Annotated in this window: 23 protein-coding genes; 6 read left to right on the forward strand and 17 right to left on the reverse strand. The window is 67.3% G+C overall.

Going from position 1 to position 26,101, the window contains the following annotated elements:
- Positions 1-229 precede the first annotated feature (229 nt).
- Complete coding sequence (locus AC5P8R_RS19395; RefSeq protein WP_495223743.1) at positions 230-1,669, forward strand: GGDEF domain-containing protein; 1,440 nt, start codon at positions 230-232, stop codon at positions 1,667-1,669.
- On the opposite strand, the gene AC5P8R_RS19400 is transcribed toward AC5P8R_RS19395, so the two are convergent.
- Positions 1,666-3,492: a methyl-accepting chemotaxis protein gene (locus tag AC5P8R_RS19400; RefSeq protein WP_014647536.1), complete on the reverse strand. Its 1,827-nt coding sequence runs from the start codon at positions 3,490-3,492 to the stop codon at positions 1,666-1,668. The two genes, AC5P8R_RS19395 and AC5P8R_RS19400, sit on opposite strands and share 4 nt — an antisense overlap.
- 580 nt (positions 3,493-4,072) lie before the next feature.
- Between AC5P8R_RS19400 and AC5P8R_RS19405 the strand changes: the two genes are divergently transcribed.
- From AC5P8R_RS19405 to AC5P8R_RS19415, 3 genes are all read left to right on the forward strand, one after another.
- Positions 4,073-5,161 carry a DUF5694 domain-containing protein gene (locus AC5P8R_RS19405; protein WP_014647537.1) on the forward strand — a complete coding sequence of 363 codons (1,089 nt, stop codon included), beginning with the start codon at positions 4,073-4,075 and terminating at the stop codon, positions 5,159-5,161.
- A gap of 62 nt (positions 5,162-5,223) precedes the next feature.
- Positions 5,224-5,514, forward strand: coding sequence for a putative quinol monooxygenase (locus tag AC5P8R_RS19410; protein ID WP_046431272.1), 291 nt, complete (start codon positions 5,224-5,226; stop codon positions 5,512-5,514).
- A 19-nt stretch (positions 5,515-5,533) separates the two neighbouring features.
- Positions 5,534-5,680 carry a hypothetical protein gene (locus AC5P8R_RS19415; RefSeq protein WP_154582529.1) on the forward strand — a complete coding sequence of 49 codons (147 nt, stop codon included), beginning with the start codon at positions 5,534-5,536 and terminating at the stop codon, positions 5,678-5,680.
- Between the two features lie 140 nt (positions 5,681-5,820).
- On the opposite strand, the gene AC5P8R_RS19420 is transcribed toward AC5P8R_RS19415, so the two are convergent.
- The 14 genes from AC5P8R_RS19420 to ppsR all read right to left on the reverse strand — a co-directional run bounded on the left by AC5P8R_RS19420 (position 5,821) and on the right by ppsR (position 20,188).
- Positions 5,821-8,010 (reverse strand): PAS domain S-box protein, encoded by a 2,190-nt coding sequence (locus AC5P8R_RS19420; RefSeq protein WP_495223744.1) that lies wholly within the window; start codon positions 8,008-8,010, stop codon positions 5,821-5,823.
- 207 nt (positions 8,011-8,217) lie between these two features.
- Complete coding sequence (locus tag AC5P8R_RS19425) at positions 8,218-10,605, reverse strand: Tex family protein (RefSeq protein ID WP_312580953.1); 2,388 nt, start codon at positions 10,603-10,605, stop codon at positions 8,218-8,220.
- A 207-nt stretch (positions 10,606-10,812) separates the two neighbouring features.
- On the reverse strand, positions 10,813-11,028 hold the full coding sequence (locus tag AC5P8R_RS19430) for a hypothetical protein (protein ID WP_006452005.1): 216 nt from the start codon (positions 11,026-11,028) through the stop codon (positions 10,813-10,815).
- Between the two features lie 564 nt (positions 11,029-11,592).
- Positions 11,593-12,045 carry a hypothetical protein gene (locus tag AC5P8R_RS19435; RefSeq protein WP_495223745.1) on the reverse strand — a complete coding sequence of 151 codons (453 nt, stop codon included), beginning with the start codon at positions 12,043-12,045 and terminating at the stop codon, positions 11,593-11,595.
- The gene (locus tag AC5P8R_RS19440) at positions 12,042-12,245 is read right to left on the reverse strand and encodes a PspC domain-containing protein (protein WP_014647543.1); all 204 of its coding nucleotides are present in this window, start codon (positions 12,243-12,245) and stop codon (positions 12,042-12,044) included. The genes AC5P8R_RS19435 and AC5P8R_RS19440 overlap by 4 nt, the downstream gene beginning before the upstream one ends.
- Before the next feature lie 64 nt (positions 12,246-12,309).
- Positions 12,310-12,678 (reverse strand): YfeK family protein, encoded by a 369-nt coding sequence (locus AC5P8R_RS19445; protein WP_049408149.1) that lies wholly within the window; start codon positions 12,676-12,678, stop codon positions 12,310-12,312.
- A gap of 33 nt (positions 12,679-12,711) precedes the next feature.
- Entirely contained in the window at positions 12,712-13,779 is a 1,068-nt protein-coding gene (gene phaC / locus AC5P8R_RS19450; RefSeq protein ID WP_032956096.1) for a class III poly(R)-hydroxyalkanoic acid synthase subunit PhaC, read from the reverse strand.
- Positions 13,776-14,840: a class III poly(R)-hydroxyalkanoic acid synthase subunit PhaE gene (gene phaE / locus AC5P8R_RS19455; RefSeq protein WP_262225318.1), complete on the reverse strand. Its 1,065-nt coding sequence runs from the start codon at positions 14,838-14,840 to the stop codon at positions 13,776-13,778. Before phaE ends, phaC begins: the two co-directional genes overlap by 4 nt.
- A gap of 22 nt (positions 14,841-14,862) precedes the next feature.
- Entirely contained in the window at positions 14,863-15,477 is a 615-nt protein-coding gene (locus tag AC5P8R_RS19460) for a CDP-alcohol phosphatidyltransferase family protein (RefSeq protein WP_014647547.1), read from the reverse strand.
- 455 nt (positions 15,478-15,932) lie between these two features.
- Positions 15,933-17,294, reverse strand: a complete 1,362-nt coding sequence (locus AC5P8R_RS19465) for an MATE family efflux transporter (protein ID WP_495223746.1) — start codon at positions 17,292-17,294, stop codon at positions 15,933-15,935.
- 118 nt (positions 17,295-17,412) lie between these two features.
- Positions 17,413-18,030 carry a DUF2239 family protein gene (locus AC5P8R_RS19470; protein ID WP_329889994.1) on the reverse strand — a complete coding sequence of 206 codons (618 nt, stop codon included), beginning with the start codon at positions 18,028-18,030 and terminating at the stop codon, positions 17,413-17,415.
- 124 nt (positions 18,031-18,154) lie between these two features.
- A complete protein-coding gene (locus AC5P8R_RS19475; protein WP_014647550.1) occupies positions 18,155-18,643 on the reverse strand; it encodes an NUDIX hydrolase in 489 nt (162 codons plus the stop codon).
- A gap of 41 nt (positions 18,644-18,684) precedes the next feature.
- Positions 18,685-19,194: a DUF1249 domain-containing protein gene (locus tag AC5P8R_RS19480; RefSeq protein ID WP_032956108.1), complete on the reverse strand. Its 510-nt coding sequence runs from the start codon at positions 19,192-19,194 to the stop codon at positions 18,685-18,687.
- Positions 19,195-19,366: 172 nt separating this feature from the next.
- The gene (gene ppsR / locus AC5P8R_RS19485; RefSeq protein ID WP_014647552.1) at positions 19,367-20,188 is read right to left on the reverse strand and encodes a posphoenolpyruvate synthetase regulatory kinase/phosphorylase PpsR; all 822 of its coding nucleotides are present in this window, start codon (positions 20,186-20,188) and stop codon (positions 19,367-19,369) included.
- Positions 20,189-20,332: 144 nt separating this feature from the next.
- Here ppsR and ppsA point away from each other — a divergent pair, with 144 nt between their 5' ends.
- Positions 20,333-22,711, forward strand: a complete 2,379-nt coding sequence (ppsA, locus tag AC5P8R_RS19490) for a phosphoenolpyruvate synthase (RefSeq protein ID WP_014647553.1) — start codon at positions 20,333-20,335, stop codon at positions 22,709-22,711.
- 148 nt (positions 22,712-22,859) lie between these two features.
- Positions 22,860-23,753 (forward strand): mechanosensitive ion channel family protein, encoded by an 894-nt coding sequence (locus AC5P8R_RS19495; protein WP_134967313.1) that lies wholly within the window; start codon positions 22,860-22,862, stop codon positions 23,751-23,753.
- A 73-nt stretch (positions 23,754-23,826) separates the two neighbouring features.
- Here AC5P8R_RS19495 and AC5P8R_RS19500 read toward each other — a convergent pair whose 3' ends face one another.
- Positions 23,827-24,942, reverse strand: coding sequence for an alkene reductase (locus AC5P8R_RS19500; RefSeq protein ID WP_495223747.1), 1,116 nt, complete (start codon positions 24,940-24,942; stop codon positions 23,827-23,829).
- Positions 24,943-25,151: 209 nt separating this feature from the next.
- Positions 25,152-26,024 carry an EcsC family protein gene (locus AC5P8R_RS19505; protein ID WP_169411850.1) on the reverse strand — a complete coding sequence of 291 codons (873 nt, stop codon included), beginning with the start codon at positions 26,022-26,024 and terminating at the stop codon, positions 25,152-25,154.
- Positions 26,025-26,101 lie beyond the last annotated feature (77 nt).

The raw sequence follows: 26,101 nt of genomic DNA on the forward strand, positions 1-26,101 counted from the left end.
CAGCATGCCCCTCCCACGCTCGCCGACATACTGCGCGCCCATCGCCACGTGCGGGGGCAGCCCCGCGACTTCTGGACGTACGCCCACGTCAACGCCGTCGTGTCACCCCGCTGAAACGAAAATGTGACAGCCGACAAGGTTGCGAATAGCACTAGCGCACACTTTTCTTGCCAGCCTCACCTACTTCTGCCTATCGTGATCCCAGCCGGATCTGGGGGCGGGGGAATGCATGACGTTGCGTGCGGCACTGTTTTTCATGGTCACGCACGCGCTCGTCATTGCCTTGATCGGCCCGCAGGACCCGGTTGGCTCCTACCTGATGCTGATCACCGCCCCCCTTCTGGCCGCTCTGGCCTGCGTGCGACGCGCGCGCGACAGCCAGGCGGCCTGCAAGTGGCGAACGCTGGGCGCTGCCGTCGGCCTGTTCTCGCTGGCCCTGCTGGCCCTGCTGTATCGCAATGTGGCCGGCCTCAGCCCTGCGCAGATGAGCGCCTCGTCGCTGATCCTGTATGTGTTCTACCGGATTCCGCTGACCTACGTGGCCGCCAGCCCAGGCGGCGGCAACCGCTGTATCCGTGCGGTGGACCTGGCGGTCATCGCGCTGCTGTGGTTGCTGTACTTCGTGCATACGCGGGCGATGGCACACCTCAACACCGCATTGTGGACGCAATGCCTGCACACCCTGAGCAACGTGCAGAACAGCCTGGTGTTCTGCTTCGCGCTGATCCGCTTCCTGGCCGAGGACAATGCCGACCGCCGCGACTTCTTCCGCACGTTGACGATCTACGCGCTCGGCTACTTCCTGATGGCGCTCTACATCAATACCTGGCAGCCGCAGGTACCCGATGGTGGCTGGGGCGACCTGCTGATCAGCGGGCTGTTCGTGCTGCTGGCAGTGCTGGCCGGCAGCACGTACCGCCCACCGGCGGTGGCTGTGCCGCGCAACCTCCGCCGCATCGTCGATGCCGGCGTGCCGCTGATGCTGCCGTTGCTGCTGATGATGGTGGCGCTGCTGGTGGCACGCCTGCAGCCGACCCTGGCCACCGTGGGGTTCATCGGTGCCATGCTCGGCCATGCCCTGCGCAGCGTGCTCACCCAGGTGCAGATCCAGCGTGAGCGCGACGAGCTGGCGCTGCTGGCCCGGCGCGATCCGTTGACCGGGCTCGGCAACCGGCGCAACTTCGATGAAGCGCTCGGCAGCGCGCACGGCCGCGCCCGTCGCCAGGGCGTGGGGCTGGCGGTGCTGATGATCGATATCGACCACTTCAAGCGACTCAACGACACCTACGGGCATCCGGAAGGTGATCGCCGCCTGCAGGCGGTCGCCGCGATCCTCGACGGCTGCCTGCAACGCGGTGATGACCTGCTGGCCCGCTACGGCGGCGAGGAGTTCATCGCCGCCCTGCCCGCGCCCGACATCGGCCACGCCCTGGGCCTGGGCGAGCGCCTGCGCGCCGCCGTGGAAGCCGCCGCCCTGCCCGCCGCCCAGGCCCACGTGACCATCAGCATCGGCGTGGCCTGGCAGGCCGCGCATGACCAGGGTGACCCGCGCAGCCTGGTCGAGCGCGCCGACCAGGCCCTGTACCGGGCCAAGCATGCCGGCCGCAACTGCGTGCACGCCGCCCCGGCCGTCGAGGCCGGGGAACAACACGCCGACCGCCGCGCCTAGACCGCGCGCAGCACCGCCGCACCATGCAGGTGCCCCGCCCCACCCTGCACGCGGAAGCTGGCCACCGTCTGCAGCAGCTGCGCCGACTGTTCTTCCATGCTGCGCGCCGCGGCCGAAGCTTCCTCGACCAGCGCGGCGTTCTGCTGGGTGCCCTGGTCGATCAGATCGACGGCATGGTTCATCTGCTGGATGTCGTCGCTCTGCTGCTGCGCGGCCGTGCTGATCTCGGACATCAGGTCGCTGACCCGGCGCACGTTGACCACGATCTCGTCCATGGTGCGGCCGGCGCTCTCAACCTGCGCGGTACCGGCACCGACATTGGCCACCGACGCATCGATCAGCTGCTTGATCTCCTTGGCGGCACTGGCCGAGCGCTGCGACAGTTCCCGGATCTCGGTGGCGACCACGGCGAAGCCACGCCCGTGTTCGCCCGCACGCGCGGCTTCCACCGCGGCGTTCAGGGCAAGGATGTTGGTCTGGAAGGCGATGCCGTCGATCACGCCGATGATGTCGACGATGCGGCGCGAGGACGCGTTGATCACCGCCATGGTTTCCACCACTTCGTGCACTACGTTACCGCCGCGCGCGGCGACATCGGCGGCACCACCAGCCAGCTGACTGGCCTGCCGTGCGTTGGTCGCGGTGCGCTGCACGGTCTCGGCCAGGCCCTTCATCGACACCGCGGTCTCCTCCAGCGACGCTGCCTGCTGCTCGGTGCGCTGCGACAGATCGCTGTTGCCCTGCGCGATCTCGGTGGCACCGACGGCGATGGTGTCAGCGGCGAACTTGATCTGGCCGATGATCGCGGCCATCGCCTCGACCAGCGAATTCACCCCTTCGCACAGCTCGGCGATCGGCCCGGTCTTGTCGGCGGTGGCCACGCGCCGGGTCAGGTCGCCCTCCTTGGCGGCCGCCACCACTTCACGGGTCTGCGCCACGGCACGCTGCATGGCCTGGTTCTCATGCACCTGCGCGGTGATGTCGGTGGCGTACTTGACCACCTTGAACGGCTTCCCGTTGAGGTCCAGGATCGGGTTGTAGGACGCCTGGATCCAGACCTCGCGTCCGCCCTTGCCGAGGCGCCGGTACTGGCCGGCATCATATTCGCCACGGCCGAGCTTTTCCCAGAACTGCCGATACTCGGCACTGCTGCGATACTCAGGTTCGACGAACAGCGAGTGGTGCTGGCCACGCACATCATCCAGGCTGTAACCGGTGGCAGCCAGGAAGTTGTCGTTGGCCGACAGGATGCGGCCATCCATGCTGAACTCGATCACCGCCTGCGACTTGTCGATCGCCGCCAGCTGGCCGGCCGAGTCGGCCGCCTGCAGCTTCTGCGCAGTGATGTCAGTGGCGAACTTGACCACCTTGTACGGACGCCCCTGTCGGTCCAGCACCGGGTTGTACGAGGCCTGGATCCAGATCTCGCGCTGGTTCTTGCCAAAACGCCGGTACTGGCCCGCGTCATATTCGCCACGACCCAGCCGCGCCCAGAAGTCACGGTATCCGGCGCTGCGCGCCTGCTCGGGGTCGACGAACAGGGAATGATGCTTGCCCTGGATCTCCTCCAGCCGGTAACCCATCGCCTGCAGGAAGTTCTCGTTGGCCTGCAGGATGGTGCCATCGAGGGCGAACTCGATGACCGCCTGGACCCGGTGCAGCGCCGCGACCTGCGCCTCCAGCTCGGCACGGCCATCGGCCGCCGCCTCGACGCCGCTGCGGTGCTGCGGTGCCAGCGCGCCCAGCAGGGCGCGCCACGGCGACCAACGGGTATGCAGCTCGGCCGGCGCCTGCGCGCCCGCCGTAAAGCCTGGAATGAGCATTGTCTGATCCTCGGTGTCCGGTAAGCGGTTGCGACCCGACGGGCGGGATGCCCGGCGGCAACTTCAGGTGCTTGGGACTACAGGTACCGGCAGGCACCCCTCGAGCGGCTGGCAAGAACGTCTGGTGCGGGTGCGATCGGCATAGGGAGCGGCGGAACACACAGCGCGGGCCGCCCGTCGGGGGCAGCCTGGGGTCCTGCAGCGGGCGACTTGAGCGGGATCCAGAGGGAATATCGGCGATGCGATCGGTGGCTTTAGCCGGATTCCGCGACGTCCGTCGCATCTTCAGATGCTGCTGCAGGGATGCGGTAGACAATCGCGATGCACTTCACATTCCGCTCACGCGCGACAGGGGCACCGCCGAGCGGTTTCGCCAGGCGCCGGCTGGGCAGGTTCTGCTCGGCACCGGCTGTCGTCAGGGCATATGTCGCGCGTTGTCGCCGTCACTGGGCATAGCCTTGCCCGGCACGCGGATGCAGTTCAAGCGGAAAAGGTTTGCATGACCAACGGGAGATCCGGTGGTAGATGAAACTGGCCAGCATGCAGCGAACCGCAGGACGCTCACTGACACGGAGATCGCATGTTCCCACGCCTGGCCAGTTTCCTCATCCTGGGCCTGTGCAGCAGCGGCGCCTTCGCTGCCGACGCCACCTACCGCCCCAGCTTCCATCCCGACCAGCTGAAGGGCCCGCCTGCCGGGCGCCCGAACGAAGTGCTGGTACTGGGCACCCCCCACTTGTCCGGCCTGCCCAAGTCCTTCCAGCCCGCCTTGCTTGAACCGTTGCTGCAGCGACTGGTCGCCTGGAAGCCCGAGCTGATCGCCACCGAAGACCTGTCAGGCCTGCAGTGCGATTTCATGCGTCGCTACCCGGCACGCTATGCGGAGAGCGTGGCCACCTACTGCTTCGACACCACCGCTGCGCAGGCTGCGACCGGACTGGACGTGCCTACGGCGAACACCCAGGCCGAGCACCTGCTTGCGACCTGGCCGGACGAGCCGACGCCCGCCCAGCGTCGTCGGCTCGCAGCATTGTTCCTGGCAGCGGGTGAACGCGGCTCGGCGCAGGTGCAGTGGCTGCGCCTGCCTGCGTCCGAGCGCAAAGGCGGTGATGGACTGACACCTGCCCTGGTCGAGATCCTCGAAAAAGGCCTGGTTCGCCGCAATGAAACCCACCTGATCGCCGCCGAGGTCGCCGCCCGCCTCGGGCAGGAACGCCTGTGGGCCGTGGACGACCACACGGCCGATTCGCCCACGCCCGCCGAGGATGAAGCGGCGGCCAGCGCGGCCATCACCGGTGCCTGGAACAATACGCACTCGCGCGCGCGGCGGGAGGCCGATGAACGCCTCGTGGCCGATCTGGACAAGCCCGGCGGCGTCATGGCGCTGTATCGGGACTACAACAGCCCGGCGGCGGCGATGGCCGCCTACCAGAGCGACTTCGGCGCGACGCTCGTCGAGCCGTCCTCCAAGGCGTTCGGCCGGATGTACGTCGGTTACTGGGAAACCCGCAACCTGCGCATGGTCGCCAACATCCGCGACGTGCTGAGCCAGCATCCTGGCAGACGCATGCTGGCCATCGTGGGTGCCTCGCACAAGGGCTACTACGAGGCCTACCTCAATCAGATGCATGACGTGCGGCTGGTCAGTGCGGACACGGTATTGCGTTGACGGGAACAGGTGCCGGCCATGCGCCGGCGCTATCCTGCAAGGCCCGATTCGCAGGTGCCGACATGCTGAAAGTGATCGCCGAGGATTTCATCCATCCCGATGCGGTGGACACCGTGCTTCCCCTGTACCGGGAGCTGGTCGCGTGCACGCTGCGCGAGCCGCGCTGCCTCGGCTATGAACTGTTCGTCGACCAGAAGGATCCGGGCCACTTCATCTTCATCGAGCTGTGGCCCGACCGCGCCGCGCTCGACCTGCACTGTGCCAGCGAACACTTCCAGCGCCTGGTGCCACAGATCAATGCCTTCCAGTGTGCGCCGTGCCGGTTCCTGCTGATGGATGCCGTGCGGGTGTAGTGCCTGCAGCGGGATGCACATGATCGCTGCGGCCATGCCGCCACAGCAACAGGCAGGCCGCAACCGTGCAGGACAGGCTCAGGACCAGCAGCGCGACCGCACCTTGCTGCAACACGGGCAACAACGCCCGTGCGTGCAGGTCGCCGCGCAGCTGTTCGGCGCGTAGACAGGCGGCCAGCGCCAGGCACCAGCCGATCAGGGCCGGAATGAACTTGCGTACCGCAACCGGGTTCCAGGCATTCATGGAGGTTACCTGCGTGAGTGGAGTGCGCGCAGTATTCGCGCGCGTCCTCTCACAGGCTGAGATCAGTCCTCCGCGGCGTCGGGATCGTCACCCGGAAGCTGGGACAACTCGCCCTGCACCTGCACGTTGTTGCGCCCCATCGCCTTGGCCCGGTAGCACTGGGCATCGGCCGCAGCCACCGCCTGGTCCACGCTCATGCCGCCGGCCAGCGGCGCGATACCGATGCTGGCACCGATCCGCAGCCGGTCCTGGTCCCACGGAATGGACAGCGCAGCCAGGGTGTGCAGCAGCTCGCCCCCGATGCGGGCCGCACGCCGCGGCGTACAACCGGACAGGATGACCGCGAATTCGTCACCGCCCAACCGCGCCACCACGTCCGAATCGCGCACGCCATGGCGCAGCACGCTGGCCACCGCCCACAGCACGGCATCGCCGGCCAGATGGCCCCAGGTGTCGTTGACCGGCTTGAAGCGGTCCAGATCGATGTACATCAGCGAGGCGGCCTGGCCGGTGCGCTCCACGCGGGTGATCGCCTGCTGCAGGTGCACCTCGAAACCGCGGCGGTTGCTCAGTTCGGTGAGCGGATCGATCTCGGCCAGGTGGCGGGCTTCGCGCTGGCGTGCCCGCTGCTGGGTGTCGTCGCGCAGCACCCACACCGCGCCGCGCACGTGGCCTTCGTCATCGCGCAGCCAGGCGCGGGTCAGGTCCACCGGCACCGTTGCCGTGCCCAGGCGCAGCAGCAGGTCGGCGTGCAGGTCCACCGCGTTGCTCTCCGGGTCCAGCAGCACCGTCACATCCAGTACCGAGCCGGGCGCGTACTCGGTGGTCAGCGCCAGCACGTCCTGCACCTTGTGCCCGGCCAGCGACAAGGCGCCATCACCGGCCAGGGTGCGCACCGCAGCCGCGTTGGCGTAGTCGATGCGGCCATCAAGGCTGACGCTGAGCACCAGGTCGGCCACCGCATCCAGCGTGATTCGGCTGCGTTGTTCACTCTCGAACAGGCGCTGCTCGCTGCTGCGCTGGGCGGTGATGTCCTGGATCTGCGACACGAAATGCAGCGGTTCGCCATGCTCGTTGCGCACCAGCGACACCGACAGCCGCGCCCAGATGATGCGGCCGTCGCGGTCGAGGTAGCGCTTTTCCAGGTGATAGTGGCTGCGTCGCCCGGCCAACAGGTCCTGTACCAGGGCCAGGTCGGTCTGCAGGTCATCGGGATGGGTCAGGCGCTGGAAATCGACCTGCAGCAGCTCTTCTCGCGGGTAGCCCAGTATCCGGCACAGCGCGTCGTTGACATCCAGCCAGCGTCCTTCCAGCGACACCAGTGCCATGCCCAGTGCGGCGGAGGTGAACGCGCCAGCGAACTTCTCTGCCGAAAGTCGTGCTTCGGCGCGTGCCTGCAGGATCTCGGTAATGTCGATGGCCATGCCGACGTAGCCGATGCGCGTTCCATCGGCACTCTCCATGCGGCTGATCGACAGGCGTACCTGGCGTGACTGGCCATCCTTGCGCAGCAGCGTCCACTGCCGCGAGTAGGTCTGCCCGTCGGCACGCGCGCTCAGCGCCTCGAACACGCCGGGAAGATTGCCATCAGCATCAGCCAGCGGCTGCAACCACGCTTTCAGTTCGGCTGGATCGTGGAAGGCGTCGAGCCGGCGCTGGCCGACCACCTCCGCCGCGCTGTAGCCCAGCAGGCGCTCCGCCCCCGTGTTGAACAGAGTGATGGTGCCATCGGTATCGGTGGCGATCACCGCCACCTCATCGGACGCATCGACCACCGCCTGCAGGCGTTGCCGGGTCTCGGCCGCGTCCTGCCGCGCCTGCTGCAGCTCGGTCACGTCGGCGTGGGCACCGGCCATCCACAACGGCCTGCCCTGCCCGTCCCACTCGAACACCCGGCCACGGTCCTGGATCCAGATCCACTGGCCGTTCCTGTGGCGCATGCGCAGCAGGCAGGCGTAGTTGTCGCTGCGCCCTTCGAAATGGTCGTCCAGCGCCGCATCCGACAGCGCGATGTCATCGGGATGGACCAGTTTCAGGAAGGTCTTCTGGCAGATCGGTTCCAGCTCTTCCAGGCGGTAGCCGACGATCTCGGCCCAGCGCGCGTTGACCCGCATCTCGCCGGTCTGCACGTTCCACTCCCAGGTTCCCGCAGCGGTACCGTCGATGATCATCGCCAGGCGGCGACGCTCTTCCGCCAGCTCATGCAGGCGGCGCTCCAGCAGTCCATTGCCGTGCGTGCCCTGGCCCGCCATCAATCCGGTCCCCTGCCGGCACAGGCAGGCGCCGACCGCAGCAGGGTGCTGCGGCCGCCGGTACAGGCGACGGGTGGTGCTGGCGTCATGGCCCTCCCCAGCGACAGCGGGGTGGCCGAACGCCCCCCTCAGGCGCAAGTGTGCGCAATCACGGGGAAAACCGACAAGTCCCCCGCCACGAGCCAAGCGTGACGGGGGGCACGATCCTCAACTGCGCTTGGCGCGGGCGAAGGCCTCGGCCAGGGCGTTGTTGGCCGGCGGAGCAGACTGGGCGGGACGACCGCCCGCCCCCTGGCCCCGGTTCGGACCGCGGTTCTGGCCGCCTGCGTCGCGGCGCGGTCCCGGCGCCTGGCCGCGTTCATCACGCTGGCCCGGACGGCTGGTGGCCTGGCCGGGGGTGTCGTCCAGGCGACGGGTCAGGGCAATGCGCTTGCGCGCCACGTCGACCTCCAGCACCTTCACTTTGACGATGTCACCGGCCTTGACCACATCGCGCGGGTCCTTCACGAACGTATCGGAGAGCGCCGAAATGTGGATCAGGCCGTCCTGGTGGACGCCGATATCGACGAAGGCACCGAAAGCGGCCACGTTGCTGACCACGCCTTCCAGCACCATGCCTTCGCGCAGGTCCTTGATGTCCTCGACCCCCTCGGCGAACCGCGCCGCCTTGAACTCCGGGCGCGGGTCGCGGCCCGGCTTCTCCAGTTCCCTGAGGATGTCACGCACGGTCGGCACGCCGAAGGTGGCATCGGTGAACTGCTCGGCCTTCAGGCCGCGCAGGAAGCTGCCATCACCGATCAGCGCCTTGATCGGGCGCGCGGTGCTGGCCACGATGCGCTCGACCACCGGGTAGGCTTCTGGATGCACCGCCGAGGCGTCCAGCGGTTCATCCCCGTCGGCAATGCGCAGGAAGCCGGCGCACTGTTCAAAGGTCTTCTCGCCCAGGCGCGCGACCTTCAGCAGCTCCTTGCGACGCTTGAACGGCCCGTTCTCGTCACGATGGCGCACGATGTTCTCGGCCACCGTGGCCGACAGCCCGGACACCCGCGACAACAGTGCAGCCGAAGCGGTGTTCACGTACACGCCCACGGCATTCACACAGTCCTCGACCCGTGCATCCAGCGCCCGCGCCAAACGGTACTGGTCCACATCGTGCTGGTACTGGCCGACACCGATCGCCTTGGGATCGATCTTCACCAGTTCGGCCAGCGGGTCCTGCAGGCGGCGAGCGATCGATACCGCGCCCCGCAGCGACACGTCCAGCCCCGGGAACTCCCTGGCCGCGAACTCGGACGCCGAGTACACCGACGCCCCGGCCTCGCTGACCACCACCTTCTGCAGCTTCGGGTTGGCGCAGGCCTTGATCGCTTCACCGGCCAGCTTGTCGGTTTCGCGGCTGGCAGTACCGTTGCCGATCGCGATCAGTTCAACGTTGTGCTTCACGCACAGCTGCTTGATCGTCTGCAGTGACTGCTCCCACTGCCGGCGCGGTTCATGCGGGTAGATGGTGTCGGTGGCGACCAGCTTGCCGGTGGCATCGACCACGGCGATCTTGCAGCCGGTGCGGATGCCCGGGTCCAGGCCGAGCACGGTCTTTGGACCGGCCGGCGCGGCCAGCAGCAGATCCTTCAGGTTGTCGCCGAACACCGCAATGGCCTCGGCCTCGGCCTTCTCGCGGGCCTGGTTGAACAGGTCCAGCAGCAGATGGGTGTGCAGCTTGGCGCGCCAGGTCAGGCGACAGGCATCCAGCAGCCAGCGGTCGGCCGCGCGGCCCTGGTCGGCGATGCCGGCCTTGCGTGCCACCCGACCCTCGGCGTACTGGTGGCCGGCCTCGGCATCACTGCCCGGGTCCAGTTCCAGGAACAGGATCTCTTCGCGGCGCGCGCGGAACAGTGCCAGCAAGCGGTGCGAGGGAATCCTGGCCAGCGACTCGGCATGATCGAAATAGTCGCGGTACTTGGCGCCTTCGGTCTCCTTGCCCTCGACCACGCGGGCGCGGATCACCCCGGTCTCGCCCAGCCAGGTGCGCAGTTCACCGACCAGCGCGGCATCCTCGCCCCAGCGCTCCATCAGGATCGCACGCGCGCCTTCCAGCGCGGCCTTGGTGTCGGCCACACCCTTGTCGGTATCGACGAAGGTGGCCGCGAACGTCTGCGGGTCCTGCGTCGGGTCGGCCAGCAGGCCATCGGCCAGCGGCTCCAGCCCTGCCTCGCGGGCAATCTGCGCACGGGTGCGGCGCTTGGGCTTGTACGGCAGGTACAGATCTTCCAGCCGGCTCTTGGTATCGGCCGCCAGGATGTCGTTGCGCAGTTCATCGCTGAGCTTGCCCTGTTCGCCGATGCTGGCCAGCACGGCCGCGCGGCGGTCCTCCAGCTCGCGCAGGTAGGTCAGGCGCACCTCCAGGTTGCGCAGCTGGGTGTCGTCCAGGCCGCCGGTCACTTCCTTGCGGTAGCGCGCGATGAACGGAACGCTGGCGCCCTCGTCGAGCAGGCCGACGGCGGCGCGCACCTGGGCGGACTGGGCACCGATCTCGTCGGCGATGGTCTGGGCGATCTGCTGGGCGAGCGCGCTCTGGGCGTTCTTGGCGTCGTGCATTGCTTCAGGTCTGAACCGCGTTACGGGAAGACCCCATTCTGGCAATCCACGACGGAGCCGGACAAGGCATTGACAGGGCGCGAGGTTCAGCGGCGTCGCCGGAGTGGACGCCGGCATCCTGGCAAGGAGCGGGCTCGGACTGGCCCGGGGCTGGGATGCCGGCGCGGGCGCGCGATGGTGGGCGCGCCCTGCCGCGTGTTGCGAAGGTCAGCGGTAGTGGCGGGCGGCACGCTGCATGACGATGTCGTCACGCATGCTTTCCAGGGCCATCAGGCGGACCTTGCCGACACCCTGCAGTTCCATGAACCGCTCCGTGTAGAACTCCGGCCCCAGCGCGGTGTCGGCGCGGGATTTGCTGAAGCCGTAGGGCACCACGCCCTTCTCGCCATCCTTGCTACCACCGACATAAAGAACGATTGCCATGTGATGTATTCCTCCAAATTGCTACTGCGTACTGCACTCGATGAGCGATGCTGCGAGCTCATCGGGAGAGAGCTTACCGCGTCGAACCTGACTGGAACGTCACGAAGGCTAATGACGATCGGTTGCATGCAGATGACTGCGGGATCGCAGCAGAATGCTTACGGATCCTTAACTTCCGGCTAACGAATCCGTGGGGGATTCCCGCCAACGGCGCAGCCCCTCGTGGGTGGTCGTGTAACGCGTTTGATGTGATTGGGCCGGGCGAGGTGGGTGCGCGTGACACGCCGTGAACCCGTCCCTGGGGGCTCGATGGCGCCATCCATGGCACCAACGGTCCCGCGCACCCACCCCGCCCGGCCCCTGACAGTTTTTCGGGCACGTCCAGCCACGGAAAAGAAAAAAGAAGATCAAAAGCAAAAACAGCTTGCCTGGCCGCTTTTTGTAGAGCCGAGCCCACGCTCGGCTGCTTTCCGGCCAGTCCGCGAAGCCGAGCGCAGGCTCGGCTCTACACGAGCAAGCGCAGCGCGCGACCCGCTTTTGCTGTGCTGTGCCGTTGGCTGGAAACTACGGCCACCAGCCGTGCCCGAACCGGGCGAAATGATCGGCCGCCCGCTCGAACGGATTGCGCGCACTCACCCCGCCACACAGCAGGTACACCGGCAGGTACAGCGGCCCCAGCACCATGTACTGGTAGACATGCGCACGCTCATGGTCGTCCAGCCGGATCAGCGGCTCCACGCCCCACCCCGCCTGATGCGCGTAGGTCCGGCAGGAAATGCCAAGATCGTGGCCCGTGTGCAGGATCACATTGCCCAAGGTGATCGCCCCACCCGGCCCCCACGGCCAGCGGTCGAACACCAGCGCGCAGTCACCCCGGCTCCAGCGCAATGTCGCGCCGCCGAGCATGCCGGCCAGCCCACCCATCAGGCCGATCAGGGTGTTGGGCAGGGTCCACACCGCGCCCAGCACCTGCAGCGCGCGCAGCCAGATCGGCCAAGGCCGGGAGACGGTGTTCAATCGGCCTCGTTCGGCATCAGCAGCCACAGGATCAGGTAGACCAGGATGCCGGGGAAGGCCGCCGAGGCCAGCGACAGCAGCACGTAGACCACCCGCAGGAGGGTGGCATTCCAGCCGAAGCGATGGGCAATGCCACCCATCACGCCGGCGATCATGCGGTCGTTCAATGAACGCGACAGTGTCTTGGGCGTGGTGTTCATGGCGGCGGCTCCGGGCAACGGACAGGGCAGTCGAGCGTGGCTCGACTCTACACCCTGCCCATGTCTACGGCGTGCGGTGACGCAGCGCCTGCAGGCGCGCACCGAACCAGGCGGCTGCGGTCTGTTCAGGCTGCCCCGGGCACTGGATGCGATAGGGTTTGCCGCTCATGCTGCTCTGGCTGGCGGCGCGCTCGATGAACTGCTCGGCGCTGTCCACCATGTCCTTCTTCAGCAGATAGTCGTACTTGCGCTGCAGATGCGCGCGCGCATCGCCGCCGTCGTACCAGCTGCCATTGCGCTGGAACCGGCACTGGGAGCCGTCCAGGCTGGCGATCAACTGGGCGATCTCCCGCCGTGCATCCGCACCGGGTGCGGCCTGGGCAAGGGGCGCTGCCAGCAGTACCGCAAGAATCAACAAAATCCGGTACGTCATCATCCCTCCAAGTCAGTCGAGCAGGGCTCGACTCTACAGGTCGCGCGCCTTCAGCCAACCATCGATCGTGGCCGGCACTTCGCGCTGCGCGCGCCCGGACACGTAGATGCCGATATGGCCACCGCGGAAGCTGGACTCGGTGTAGTCGTCCGTGCCCAGGCGCCCGCGCATCGCGCGCGAGGCGTCCGGCGGCACCAGATGATCCTGCTCGGCGTAGATGTTCAGCACCGGCAGCGTCACCTGCGACAGGTCCACTGCTTCCTCGCCGATCCTTACCGTGCCCTTCATCAGGCCATTGGCCTGGTAGAACTGCTTGATGAAATCGCGGAACGCCTCGCCCGCCAGGTCCGGCGAATCGAAGATCCACTTCTCCATGCGCAGGAAGTCCTCCAGCGCCGCCTTGTCATCGAGGATGTCGAGCAGGCCGACGTACTTCTGCACGTTCAGGCGGAACGGCTTGAGCATCAGGTAGCTGGCGTTCATCAGGTCGGCCGGGATGTTGCCCAGCGTATCGACCAGCAGGTCCACGTCCACCTGCCGCGCCCAGTGCGAGAGCATGTTGTCGGCGGTCTGGAAATCGACCGGGGTGACCATGGTGATCAGCTTGCCCAGCTTCTGTTGGCGCAACGCTGCGTAGCAGAGTGCGAACACGCCGCCTTGGCAGATGCCGAGCAGGTCGACCGGGCCACCACTGCGCACGCGCAGCGCATCGACCGCTCCGTCAATGTAGCGCAGCAGGTAGTCCTCCAGGGTCTGGAAGCGTTCGGACCGGTCCGGGTAGCCCCAGTCGAGCACGTACACGTCCTGGCCCAGCGCCAGCAGCTTCTGCACCAGCGAACGGTCGGCCTGCAGGTCGACCATGTACGGCCGGTTGACCAGCGCGTAGACGATCAGCAGCGGCGTGCGCCGGGTCGGCGCCTGCTCACCGACGAAGCGATACAGCACCACCTTGCCGTCGCGCCAGACTTCCTCGCGCGCGGTCACGCCATAGTGCACGTCTTCCACCTGCGGCAGCAGCTTCAGCCCTTCCATCAGCTTGCGCTGCATGGCCAGGCTCTCCTGCATCAGGTCATCGGCGTTGAAGCCCAATGGTCCCTTCATCGGTCACGCGCCCGAGCGGAAGCGCGAGGTGCGGCCTTCTTTGCAGATGTCTTCTTCGCAGGCGCCTTCTTTGCCGGCGCGGCCTTCTTCGCGGCCTTGCGCGCAGTTGGCTTCACCTTCGCCGGCGCCGGCTGCGCCACCGGATCGACCTCAGCGGTTCCAGCCAGCACAGCCACCTGCGCCTGCAGGCGGCGCAGGCTGCGCTCCAGCTCGGCGATGCGGCGGTGTGCGGCATCCATCTCGCTGCGGGTCGGCAGGCCGATCCGTTCACTCATCTGTTCCACCTCCCGCTGCAGGCCGGCGCGCAGGCGCATCTGCGCGTTGCCCAGCGAGGCGTACACCTGCTGGAACGGTTCGGACATGGCGACCTTGGCGTAGGCCTCCTCGGCAACTTCGATCCACAGGTCGAACATCGCGCGGGCGCTGGTCAGCTGGCTGCCGGGCTGTTCGTGCTCGGCCAGGCGCTGCTCGAACAGCGCAAAGGCTTCGTCCAGTGCCTGCTTGATCTGATCGACATAGGCGCGCGAATGCTGCTGGTATTCCTCCTGCGCACGCAGCAGGGCCTGCCAGCGCGCCTGGTGCTCGCGGCCGGGGCCGAATGCCGGGCTCTGCAGCCACGGGCCCGCCTGCAGCTGGAACTGCTGCAGCCAGGCGGCGAATTCGGGTATCGCGGCGCCGGCGTGCGTGCTGCCACGGGCGCCCTGCAGCATCCACTGGAGCATGCCGTCGCCCTGCCCCTGCACCGCCTCGCGCCAGGCCTGGGCAACATCGGCACTGCTGGCGTCGCGGCCCGCAAACCGTGCGGCGACCTCCTGCATGGTGCCGTACCAGCTGCCCGCCTGTTCGCGGAACCGGCGCACGGCATCTTCCGGCGCGCCCTGCGCCTGCTCGGGCAACAGCTGGCCCCACCAGTCGAACAACCGCTGCCAACTGCCGGGATCGTCACCGGCGGGTGCGCCGGGCGTGCTCGCATGGCGCAGGGCATCGCCCCAGGCGCCGAAATACTGCCGGGCCAGGGTTTCGAAATCGCTGCTGCCGGTGTCGTGGGCCGAGCTGGTCATCGCAGGCCTCCGCAGGGCTGGCTCATGGCTTGGGAATACGCAGGGTCTTGCTGATCATCAGCGACCCGGACAGGGCGAACAACAGCACCATCGGGTGCAGCTGCCACGGGCCGATCTGCCACTGGCCGAACCAGATGTTCTGGCCGATGGCATCGGTGCCGGCGGCAATCGCCAGTACGATCACCAGCACCAGGCTGGTCGGGATCGGGGTGCCCTCGAAATACGTGACCTTGCCCTCGTCGCCGGCGAGCGCCTCGGCAGTGACGTTGTAGCGTGCCAGGCGGCTGACGCCGCAGCAGACGAAGTAGCTCAGCACCAGCCAGTCCCATCCGCCCTGCATGCCGCAGGCATAGGCCAGCGCCGCCGGCGCCACGCCGAAGGAGATCACGTCGGACAGCGAGTCCAGCTCGCGGCCCAGGGTGGAGCTGGACTTGCGCCAGCGCGCGATGCGCCCGTCGAGGGCGTCGAAGATGAAGGCCAGCGGGATCAGCGCCATGCCGAACAGCAGATAGCCGCGCTCGCCGTCCTGCAGGAAGCGCATCGCGGCAAAGACCGCACCGGTGCCGCAGAAAGCATTGGCCAGGGTGAACCAGTCGGCCAGCTGGAATTCGCGCAGCATCGAGAAGTGACGTTTCATGGGGTCTCACGGAGCATCAAGGCCCACAGGTTACCGCGAGCGCCGCCGCTGGCGACAGCGCTGGCTCAGCCGAGCCTTCACCGCCCCCTCACCCGTCGTCACCGGCGGTGAATTTTTCGCCACCCATCTTGACAGCCTAGGGGGGTGGCGCCTGTCGGGGCTTATCCACAAAGTTGCCCACGCGTAATCCACACCCCCTGTGGACAACCAGATCTCACCGACTGCGACGGTGGACATTTCCTCATCACTCTTCCGCGGGGTTTCCCTACTTCCCAAGCCGCAGAGTCGGCGCTATGGTCACCGGCGGGCCCGCCGCCGCCGCGTCCGATTCCTGGTGACGGGCGGCGATGATGCCGGATGCTTCCACCTGCCGCTGGCGCAGCGGCCCTGAAGTGGTAGAGCCGGCCGCTCGCCGGCTGCCCCGACCGTTCAGCGTTGCCGGCCAGCGGCCGGCACTACCCAGCCTGCACCCGCCGCCAGCGCTCGAAACAGAACACCTGCATCACCAGCATCGCCAGCAACCCCAGCGGCCACGCCCACCACACGCCGGCCAGCCCATGCCGCGCCTGCAACCACATCGCCAGCGGCAGCTCCAGCAGCAATACCGCCGTCATGCCCAGCAGCGCTGGCCGCCATACCGTGCCGCTGCCGCGCATCACCCCTACCAGCACGGTGCTGCCGCCCATCGCCAGCACGCCCCATGCCACCGTGCGCAACTGCAGCGTGGCCAGTTCATGCGCTTCGGCAGCCACCAGGATCAGGCCGGTCAGCCAGGGCGCAAGCGCCATCACCAGCAGCACCACTGCACTCAGCATCGCCAGTCCAAGCAGCACGCCGGTGCGGGCGATGGCCGGCAGCCGTGCCTTACGCCCCGCGCCCATCGCATGCGCCGCGAGGATGGTGGCGGTAATGCCCAGCGACATCGCCGGCAGCTGCACCCAGCTCATCAACTGGTTGACCGCACCGTAGGCGGCCGTGGCCGTGTAGCCGTAGCGGTTGATCCAGCCCAGCAATACGATCTCGGCAATGGCCAGGCTGAGCATCTGCAGCGAAGACGGTACGCCGATGCGCAGCATCGCGCGGATGAGCGCGCCATCGAAACGGATGGCACGCAACTGCTCGCGCCGTGGCGCCAGGGGATGTCCTACCCGATGCCAGCGCCACAGCAACCAGCCCAGGGCCAACAATGAGGCAAACGCCGCCGATACAGCCGCACTGGCCGACCCCAGCCGCGGCAGGCCGGTCCAGCCCAGGATCAGCAGCGGCGTGCACAGCAGGCCGACCACCGTGGCCAGCAGCAGCGCCTGCAGCGGCGTCTTTGCATCGCCCACTGCGCGGCTCACGGCAGTGGCCAGCCACAGCAGGAAGAACACCGGAGCCGCCAGCAACAGCACGCGCGCGTACACGATGGACTCGCCGAGGATCGCTGCCGGCGTGCCCAGTGCCGCCAGCAGCTGTGGCGCGAAACCGCCGCCCAGGGCCATCACCAGCACCGACAACAGCAGGATCAGCGCCACCGCGCTGCCGGCCACCGCGCGCGCCTGTTGCGGGCGGCCCGCGCCCCAGGCCTGGCCGATCAGCACCATCGCGCCCGTGGCCAGGCCCATCACCAGGGCCAGCAGCAGGAAAAAGACCGGGAAGAACGCCGCGGCCGCAGCCACCGCCTGTGTGCCAAGCAGGTGGCCGAGATAGATGTTGTCCAGCGTGCCTGCGGCCAGCTGCAACGCATTGGTCAGCAGCATCGGCAGCAGCAGCGTCAGGTAGGTGCGCCACAGCGGGGGTGCTGCCGGAGGTGTCGGATGTACAGGGGGGCTCATGGGATTCTCTGGGCAAGGCGCCGCCCTGCCCGGCGTTTCCGCCAGCAAAGCAAGCACAGGGGAAGCGGGCCGCGGCCCGCGATCAGATGACGCCGTCGCTCAGCAACGGCGCGATGGCTCAGCCGTCAGCGTCTTCGAACGCCAGCCGCAGGGCGTGGTCGCGCACATCCCTGGGCCAGGAATGCAGCGCCGCTTCCAGGCCCGCGCGGTCATGCGCGAACAGCACCCGAATGGCCTCCTCGAAGCCCGGCAGGTCACCGGCGATGGCCTGCAGGAAGTGATAGGTACGCTCGCTGTGGCGGCGCTGCCGATCCTCGTCGGCACCGGCACGGCTGGCCGCTTCCACCAGCCTGCGCAGCACCACCGAAGCCCCACCCGGCTGTTCGGCCAACCACGCCCAATGCCGCGGCAGCAGCGTCACTTCGCGGGCGACCACGCCCAGTCTGGGGCGGCCACGGCCACGCGGGGTTGCGGGCGCCTCTCCGGTAGTGACGTCGGCATCCGCCTCCACGGCGGAGGGAAACGCTTCGGTCACCCGTGCCAGCAGCTCTGTGTCGCTGCCGCGCGTGTCGAAATCGCGGGTTCGCCCGCTGGCGTTGTCGAACACCAGCAGCGGACCGGCTGCGTTGTCGGCACGCAGTTGTTTCAACGCCAGCGCTGCCACTTCCGGCGTGCCGGAAGCGACCAGGCAATGGCCGTCGAAACAGCTGAAGGGAGGAAGTCGGGACACAGGCATGGCAATGGCATCAGAGGCGATGCGTGAATATTGCCCGGGTAATTTTACCGAGTCAATATTGTCCGGGTATTAATTTGCCAGAAGAGCGTGCCAACCAAGGTTGGCACCCACCCGATTCGTCACCTCACAGCCGGCTGTAGGACCAACTGACCATGCGGCCGTCCTTGTACGGCATCACGCCGTGGAACGGGCGCGGGTCGGCGTCGAACACCAGCGGCAGGAAGTTGCGGTCGCCCTCCCACATCGGCAGCGTGTCCAGCTTGTCCAGGTCCACCCACTCCAGCGTGCCTTCATGGTTGCCGCCGTGCGGGGTGCCTTCGAAAGTGTCGATGACGAACACGAAGCCCAGCCAGTCTTCACCGTGCTTGCCGAAGCCCGGCCAGCTGAGGGTGCCGCGCAGGCGCATGCCGGTGCAGTCGATGCCGGCTTCCTCGGCGATCTCGCGACGCATGCTGGCTGCCACGTCCTCGTCCGCTTCGATCTTGCCGCCCAGCCCGTTGTACTTGCCCAGGTGGTGGTCACCCGGACGGGTGTTGCGATGGATCATCAGCACCTGGCGACGATCAGGCGACAGCACGTAGCCCAGGGTGGCGACGATCGGGGTGTACGGCATGGGCGGCATCCAGCGGCAGGTCAGCCGTGGATTATGGCCGATCAGCGCACCAGCGACAGGCGGCGCTCGGCGGGTGTGCCTGCGCCATCGGGATCGCGGCGCAGGGTGGCCACGCCGTGACCGCGCTCAGCCAGGTATTCCAGCCACTTGCCGAGGAAGGTGTTCATCCGCATGCGGTGGCTGATCAGCTCGGCCGGCGGCGGGTACAGGCCCATCGTGTCCTGCCAGCGGCGGCCGACGTAGCAATGGGTGGTCTCGGCCTGGCGTGCGTCACGGTAAAGGCGCACATACGCCGAGGGATCCGGCTCACCGGTGACCGGGTCGGCCAGGTCGTAGGTCAGGCGCAGTTCCACCGTGTAGCGGTGGCACTCGATCACGTCCAGGCGTACGTCCAGGCCGTCGCCGATCGAGGAAATGTAGCTGCCCGCCACCAATCCGGCCGGTTCGAACAGGCGCACCAGATGGCGGTAGTTCTCCGCGTACAGGCCCATGAGCCAGCTCAACCGGCTCAGGCGGGGAATACGTTCGGTGCGGGGCGAGGCTTGGGCCATGGGTCGATCCTACACGTTGGTGCTTCAACGTGGGGGCGCCTCAAGCCACAGCCAACCCGACAACGACGATCCCCGTGTAGAGCCGAGCCCATGCTCTGTTCGGGAAGAACCCGGCGGCCCAGCCGAGCGTGGGCTCGGCTCTACAGGGCGAAGTGCAGCGCGCCGGAAAGGCTCAATACAGCTCGCGCTGCAGCCCCAGCGTGGCCAGCACCTTGCTGGAAATCTCCTCGATCGAGGTATGCGTGGTGCTCAGGGTCGGGATCCGCTCCATGCGGAACATGGTCTCGGCCGCAGCCACCTCGCGCTTGCAGGTCTCCAGGTTGGCGTAGCGCGAGTTCGGACGGCGCTCCTGGCGGATCTGCTGCAGCCGGTCCGGATCGATGGTCAGGCCGAACAGCTTGCGCCGGTAATTGCGCAGTCGCGGCGGCAGGCGATCGCTTTCCAGGTCTTCGTCGGTCAGCGGGTAGTTGGCCGCGCGTACCCCGTAATGCAGGGCCAGGTAGATGCAGGTCGGCGTCTTGCCCGCGCGCGACACCGCCACCAGGATCACGTCGGCATCGTCGTAGTTCACCGCGATGCCGTCGTCATGGGTCAGGGCGAAGTTCATCGCGTTGATGCGACGGTGGTAGGTATCGAAATCGACCATGCCGTGGGCCTGGCCGACCCGGGCCAGGCGCGGGCTGGCCAGTTCACGCTCCAGCGGCTCGATGAACGGCGCGAACACATCCAGCATCAGCGCCCCGCTGTCGGCCAGGATCAGGCTCAGGCTCTGGTCCACGCAGGAGTTCACCACGATCGGCCGGACTTGGTAGCGCTCCCCTGCTGCCTGGATCCGGGCACAGGCTTCACGCGCTTTTTCGGGGTCGTCGACAAACGACATGCGGTCGGTAATGAAGCTGAACCCGGAGAACTGGGTCAGCAGGCTATGCCCAATGGTTTCAGCGGTGATACCGGTTCCATCGGAAACGTAGAACACCGGACGGATGGTCGACATGCGCGCTTTTACCCCCTACGAAGCTTAAAAAGGCCGCCAGCACAAGCTTGTGCCGACGGTGCTCTGCCCGGCATCATATCGGCTTCTTCCTACGGACGCGGCCACTCAGCCCGCCTCGGGCGATGGCCAAACGGAGCATCGCGCTTGAACGAGAACATCCTGTGGTTGCACGAACTGCGTCTGGCCGATCTGGCCCGCGTAGGCGGCAAGAATTCGTCGCTGGGCGAGATGATCGGCAACCTGGCCGGTCTGGGCGTTTCGGTGCCGGGCGGTTATGCCACCACCGCTGAAGCCTTCAAGGACTTCATTGCGCACAACGATCTGTCCAAGCGCATCTTCGACAGGCTGGCCACGCTGGACGTCGAGGACGTCAACGCGCTGACCGCCGCCGGCAAGGAAATCCGCAGCTGGGTGATCGATGCGCCGCTGCAGCCGCAGCTGGACCAGGACATCCGCACCGCTTACGCCAAGCTGAGCGCCGACAACGGCGGCGGCGATGTGGCCGTGGCCGTGCGTTCCTCGGCCACCGCCGAGGATCTGCCGGATGCCTCCTTCGCCGGCCAGCAGGAAACCTTCCTCAACGTCACCGGTGCCGACGACGTCGTGCACAAGGTCAAGGAAGTGTTCGCCTCGCTGTACAACGACCGCGCCATCGCCTACCGCGTGCACCACGGCTTCAAGCATGAGGATGTGTTCCTGTCCGCCGGCGTGCAGCTGATGGTGCGTTCGGGCGTCGGTTCGTCCGGCGTGCTGTTCACCCTGGACACCGAGTCCGGCTTCCGCGACGTGGTGTTCGTCACCTCTTCGTTCGGCCTGGGCGAAATGGTCGTGCAGGGCGCGGTCAATCCCGACGAGTACTACGTCTACAAGCCCACCCTGCAGGCCGGCAAGCCGGCGATCCTGCGCCGCTCGCTCGGCAGCAAGGCGATCCGCATGGTGTACTCGGATGTCCCGGGTGAGCGCGTCAGGATCGAGGACACCCCGGCCGAGCTGCGCAACACCTTCTCGATCAGCGACGAGGACGTGCAGGAACTGTCCAAGCAGGCGCTGGTCATCGAAAAGCACTACGGCCGCCCGATGGACATCGAGTGGGCCAAGGACGGTGTCAGCGGCAAGCTGTTCATCGTGCAGGCGCGCCCGGAAACGGTGAAGTCGCGCAGCCACGCCACCCAGATCGAGCGCTTCGCGCTGACCGAGAAGGGCGGCAACGTGCTGGCCGAAGGCCGCGCCGTCGGCGCCAAGATCGGCTCGGGCGTGGCCCGCGTGGTGAAGACGCTGGACGACATGAACCGCGTGCAGCCGGGCGACGTACTGATCGCCGACATGACCGATCCCGATTGGGAACCGGTGATGAAGCGCGCTTCGGCCATCGTCACCAACCGTGGCGGCCGTACCTGCCACGCCGCGATCATCGCGCGCGAGCTGGGCGTGCCGGCCGTGGTCGGTTCGGGCAACGCCACCAAGGTGATCGAAGATGGCCAGCTGGTCACCGTCAGCTGCGCTGAAGGCGATACCGGCTTCATCTACGAAGGAAAGCTCGGCTTCGAGCGCACCACCACCGATCTGGGCAACATGCCGCCGGCACCGCTGAAGATCATGATGAACGTGGCCAACCCGGAACGTGCCTTCGACTTCGGCCAGCTGCCGAACGCCGGCATCGGCCTGGCCCGCCTGGAAATGATCATCGCCAGCCACATCGGCATCCACCCGAACGCGCTGCTGGAATACGACCGCCAGGATGCGGCGACCAAGAAGAAGATCGACGAGAAGATCGCCGGCTACGGCGATCCGGTCAGCTTCTACGTGGACCGCCTGGCCGAAGGCATCGCCACGCTCACCGCCTCGGTTGCACCGAACCCGGTGATCGTGCGCCTGTCGGATTTCAAGTCCAACGAGTACGCCAACCTGATCGGCGGCAGCAACTACGAGCCGCACGAAGAAAACCCGATGATCGGCTTCCGCGGCGCCAGCCGTTACGTCGACCCGAGCTTCTCGGCCGCCTTCGCGCTGGAGTGCAAGGCCGTGCTGCGCGTGCGCAACGAAATGGGCCTGGACAACCTGTGGGTCATGATTCCGTTCGTGCGCACCCTGGAGGAAGGCCGCAAGGTCGTCGAGGTGCTGGAACAGAACGGCCTGAAGCAGGGCGAGAACGGCCTGAAGATCATCATGATGTGCGAAGTGCCGTCCAACGCACTGCTCGCCGACGAGTTCCTGGAGATCTTCGACGGTTTCTCGATCGGCTCCAACGACCTGACCCAGCTCAGCCTGGGCCTGGACCGCGACTCGTCGATCGTCGCGCACCTGTTCGACGAACGGAACCCGGCAGTGAAGAAGCTGCTGTCGATGGCGATCAAGGCCGCACGCGCCAAGGGCAAGTACGTCGGCATCTGCGGCCAGGGCCCGTCCGATCACCCGGATCTGGCCGAATGGCTGATGCAGGAAGGCATCGAGTCGGTGTCGCTGAACCCGGACACCGTGGTCGATACCTGGCTGCGCCTGGCCAAGCTGAAGGCCAACGGCTGATGCCGTAATGGGCTGACGTCGCTTTCATCGACGTCCGCACATACTGCTGCCGCACGCAAGCCCCGCCTCTGCGGGGCTTGCTGTTTCTGGCGTCCGTGCACGCCACGCGCACCTCGCGCCTGTCCCTCAGCAGCAAAGGAACTCCCGCATGATCGCCGCCGCCCGACCCGCCCCCGCCGCAACGCCCTGGTTCCACTCGCTCGACTGGGAGCGCCTGCTGGAAACCTACGGCGTACCGTTGCTGGCCGCGATCGTGGTGCTGCTGGTCGGCCTGTGGGTGGCACGACGCCTGTCCAACGCGATGCCGCGCGCTACGGCTCGCATGGGTGTGGACCCGATGCTGGGCAGCTTCCTGCGCAACGTGGTGTATGCCGCATCGCTTGTGATCGTGGTGGTGCTGGCGATCGGCACGCTGGGCGTGCAGATCACCCCGTTGCTGGCCGTGCTCGGTACCGCTGGCCTGGCCGTCGGCCTGGCATTGAAGGATTCGCTGTCCAACATCGCCTCGGGCGTGATGCTGGTGACGCTGCGACCGTTCCGTGTGGGCGATGTGGTCACCGTGGCCGGACAGACCGGCACGGTGCGCGAAGTGCGCATCTTCCAGACCGTCATCACCGGTGCCGACAACCAGCACACCACCATTCCGAACACGCTGATCACTGCCGCACCGATCATCAACCTCACCGCCGAACCGACGCGCCGCGTCGAACTGGTGATCGGCATCGGCTATGAAGACAACATCCAGCTGGCGCGCGATACCGCGCTGGCGTTGATGAAGGCCGACCCACGCGTGCTGCAGACACCGGCACCGGACGTGGTGGTGTATGAGCTGGGCGCGCACGCCATCAACCTCGGCATCCGCTGCTACGTGAAGTCGGCCGACTGGTTCGGTACCAAGGTCACGCTGCTGGAGCAGCTGAAGCTGGGCTTTGACAAGGCCGGCATCAACATCCCGTACCCGCAGCAGGACATGCACCTGTACCTGCACGGCAAGGATGGCGGGGTGATAGAGGCTGACGCGCTGGTGCGCGACAAGCCCTGATCAATGCCGGCCAGCGGCCGGCACTACCCCTCGCCCACTGGTAGTGCCGGCCGCTGGCCGGCAGCGTCCAGGATCAGGCCGCGACGCTCTCTTCCAGCGTCGGATAATCGGTGAAGCCCGCCGCGCCACCGCCAAAGAATGTCGCACGATCCGGCGGATTCAGCGCCGCACCGGTACGCAGTCGCTCCGGCAGGTCCGGGTTGGCGATGAACGGCCGGCCGAAGCCGATCAGGTCAGCCCAGCCTTCAGCCAGTGCCTGCTCGGCGCGTTCGGCGGTGTACTTGCCGGCGTAGATCAGCGTGCCCGGGTAGACCATGCGCAGCGCCTGCTTGAACGCCACCGGCATCAACGGTGCATCGTCCCAGTCGGCTTCGGCGATGTGCAGGTAGCCCACGCCCAGCTCACCCAGCAGGTGCGCCGCGGCCAGATAGGTCGCCTGTGGCGTATCGTCCACCGCGCCCTGCAACGTCGTCAGCGGCGCCAGACGGACACCGACGCGGTCACCACCGGCTACGGCCGTCACCGCCTGCACGACCTCGCGCAGGAACCGCAGCCGGTTCTGCAACGCGCCGCCATAGCCGTCGGTGCGCCGGTTGGCCTGCGAGTCGATGAACTGGTTGATCAGGTAGCCATTGGCCCCGTGCAGCTCCACGCCATCGAAGCCGGCGACCAGTGCATTGCGGGTGGCCTGTGCGTAGTCGGCGACGATGCCCGGAATCTCGTCTTCGCGCAGCGCGCGCGGCATCGAGTGCTGGATCATCTCGCCTACGCCCGCTTCCGGGCCAGCGCCTGCAGGGTCGACAAACACCTTCACGCCTTCGGCCAGCAGCGCCGACGACGACACCGGTGCGGCACCACCCGGCTGCAGGGCCACGTGCGAGACCCGGCCCACATGCCACAGCTGGGCGTAGATGCGGCCGCCAGCGGCATGCACGGCATCGGTCACCCGGCGCCAGCCCTGCACCTGTTCCGGGCTGTGGATGCCCGGGGTCCAGGCATAGCCCTGGCCCTGCGGGCTGATCTGGGTGCCTTCGCTGACGATCAGGCCAGCACTGGCGCGTTGGGCGTAGTAGGCGGCCATGTCCGCGGTGGCGACGTTGCCGTCGGCGGCACGCGAGCGGGTCATCGGCGGCATCACGATGCGGTTGGGCAGGGTCAAGGCGCCCAGGCGGTGGGGAGTGAACAACATGGCGGCGATCTCTTGCGGGGGGGGACTGCCGCAAAGGATGGGGATGCCAGCTGCCAGGCAACAGGCATGTACTGGCAAAACAATTGTTCCCCCAAGGCAAGGATGACCGGCCGGGGGGCAGAGCCCCTTCCTGCGGAACGGGATCCGACCCCGCGCGCAACCGGGGTCGGATCCCTTTGCAACGCAAAGGGCTCCGACCCCGAAGCCGGTTACAGCGTGGGCTCGATCAGCGCGCCGCCATGCGCCACGCGGTCATAGCAGGTGCGCACCACATCTTCCCCGTACTTCAGCTCGAGACGGCGTACGATGAAGTGGCCGCGCGCCATGTCCTGGTAGTAGTCGGTGAACATGGTATTCAGTGTTGCACCCGCGGCCGCACCGACGATCGGCACCGCCTGTGCGGCAAATTTCTCGGTAACCACTACGCCGAAGCGCGCCGCCACCTTCTCCACCATCTTCGCCAGCAGCTTGCCAGCTTCCTTTGGCGCCACGCCCAGGGTCAGGTCGCGGCCGGTCACCACGCGCCCGGCCAGCTCGGCCGACAGGTGGCGCATCACATCCGTGGTGAAGCCGCGGGCCAGGTAGTAGCCGGTCTCGCTGGCATCATCGCGCGGCGAGTTGCCGCCCAACGCGAACACCTCCAGGCACGCCTGGCGGGTGCTGAACTCGGACAGGTCGAAGCCCTCGCTGCGGGCCACGTCAGCCACTGCACGCATCATGATGGTGGTCGACACCGGCAGCTCGATGAACAAGGCCGCGAAGCCGAAGGCCCCACCGACCGCGCCCGAGGTGGCCGCCGCCAGTTTGTGCCAGCGGGTGGACGCCCCCTTGCCGGGGGTGTTGTCCATGCTCCACAGCGCGGCCTGCGCCGATTTGCTCAGCGCCGCCTGCACAGCGCCGTGGATGCGGTTGGAGACCGAGCTGGGCAGCGCCTTCACCGCGAACTCCAGCGGCGTGCCGACCAGGTTGGCCATGCGCGCGGTCAGGGTCGGCGCTTCCAGCAGGGCCACCGCGCGCTGCAGGTCGGACCAGTCGCGGGCGTCATGGGCGATGTCGCGGGGGAGCAGGATCGGCTCGTTCATGGCGCCGATCTTAGCGCCAGGAAGTTGAACGGTTCGTCGCGGGGTACGACAGAGGGGTCAGAGCCCTTTCCGCAGGA

The sequence above is a fragment of the Stenotrophomonas sp. YJH_SMC_73 genome (genome assembly GCF_059370155.1).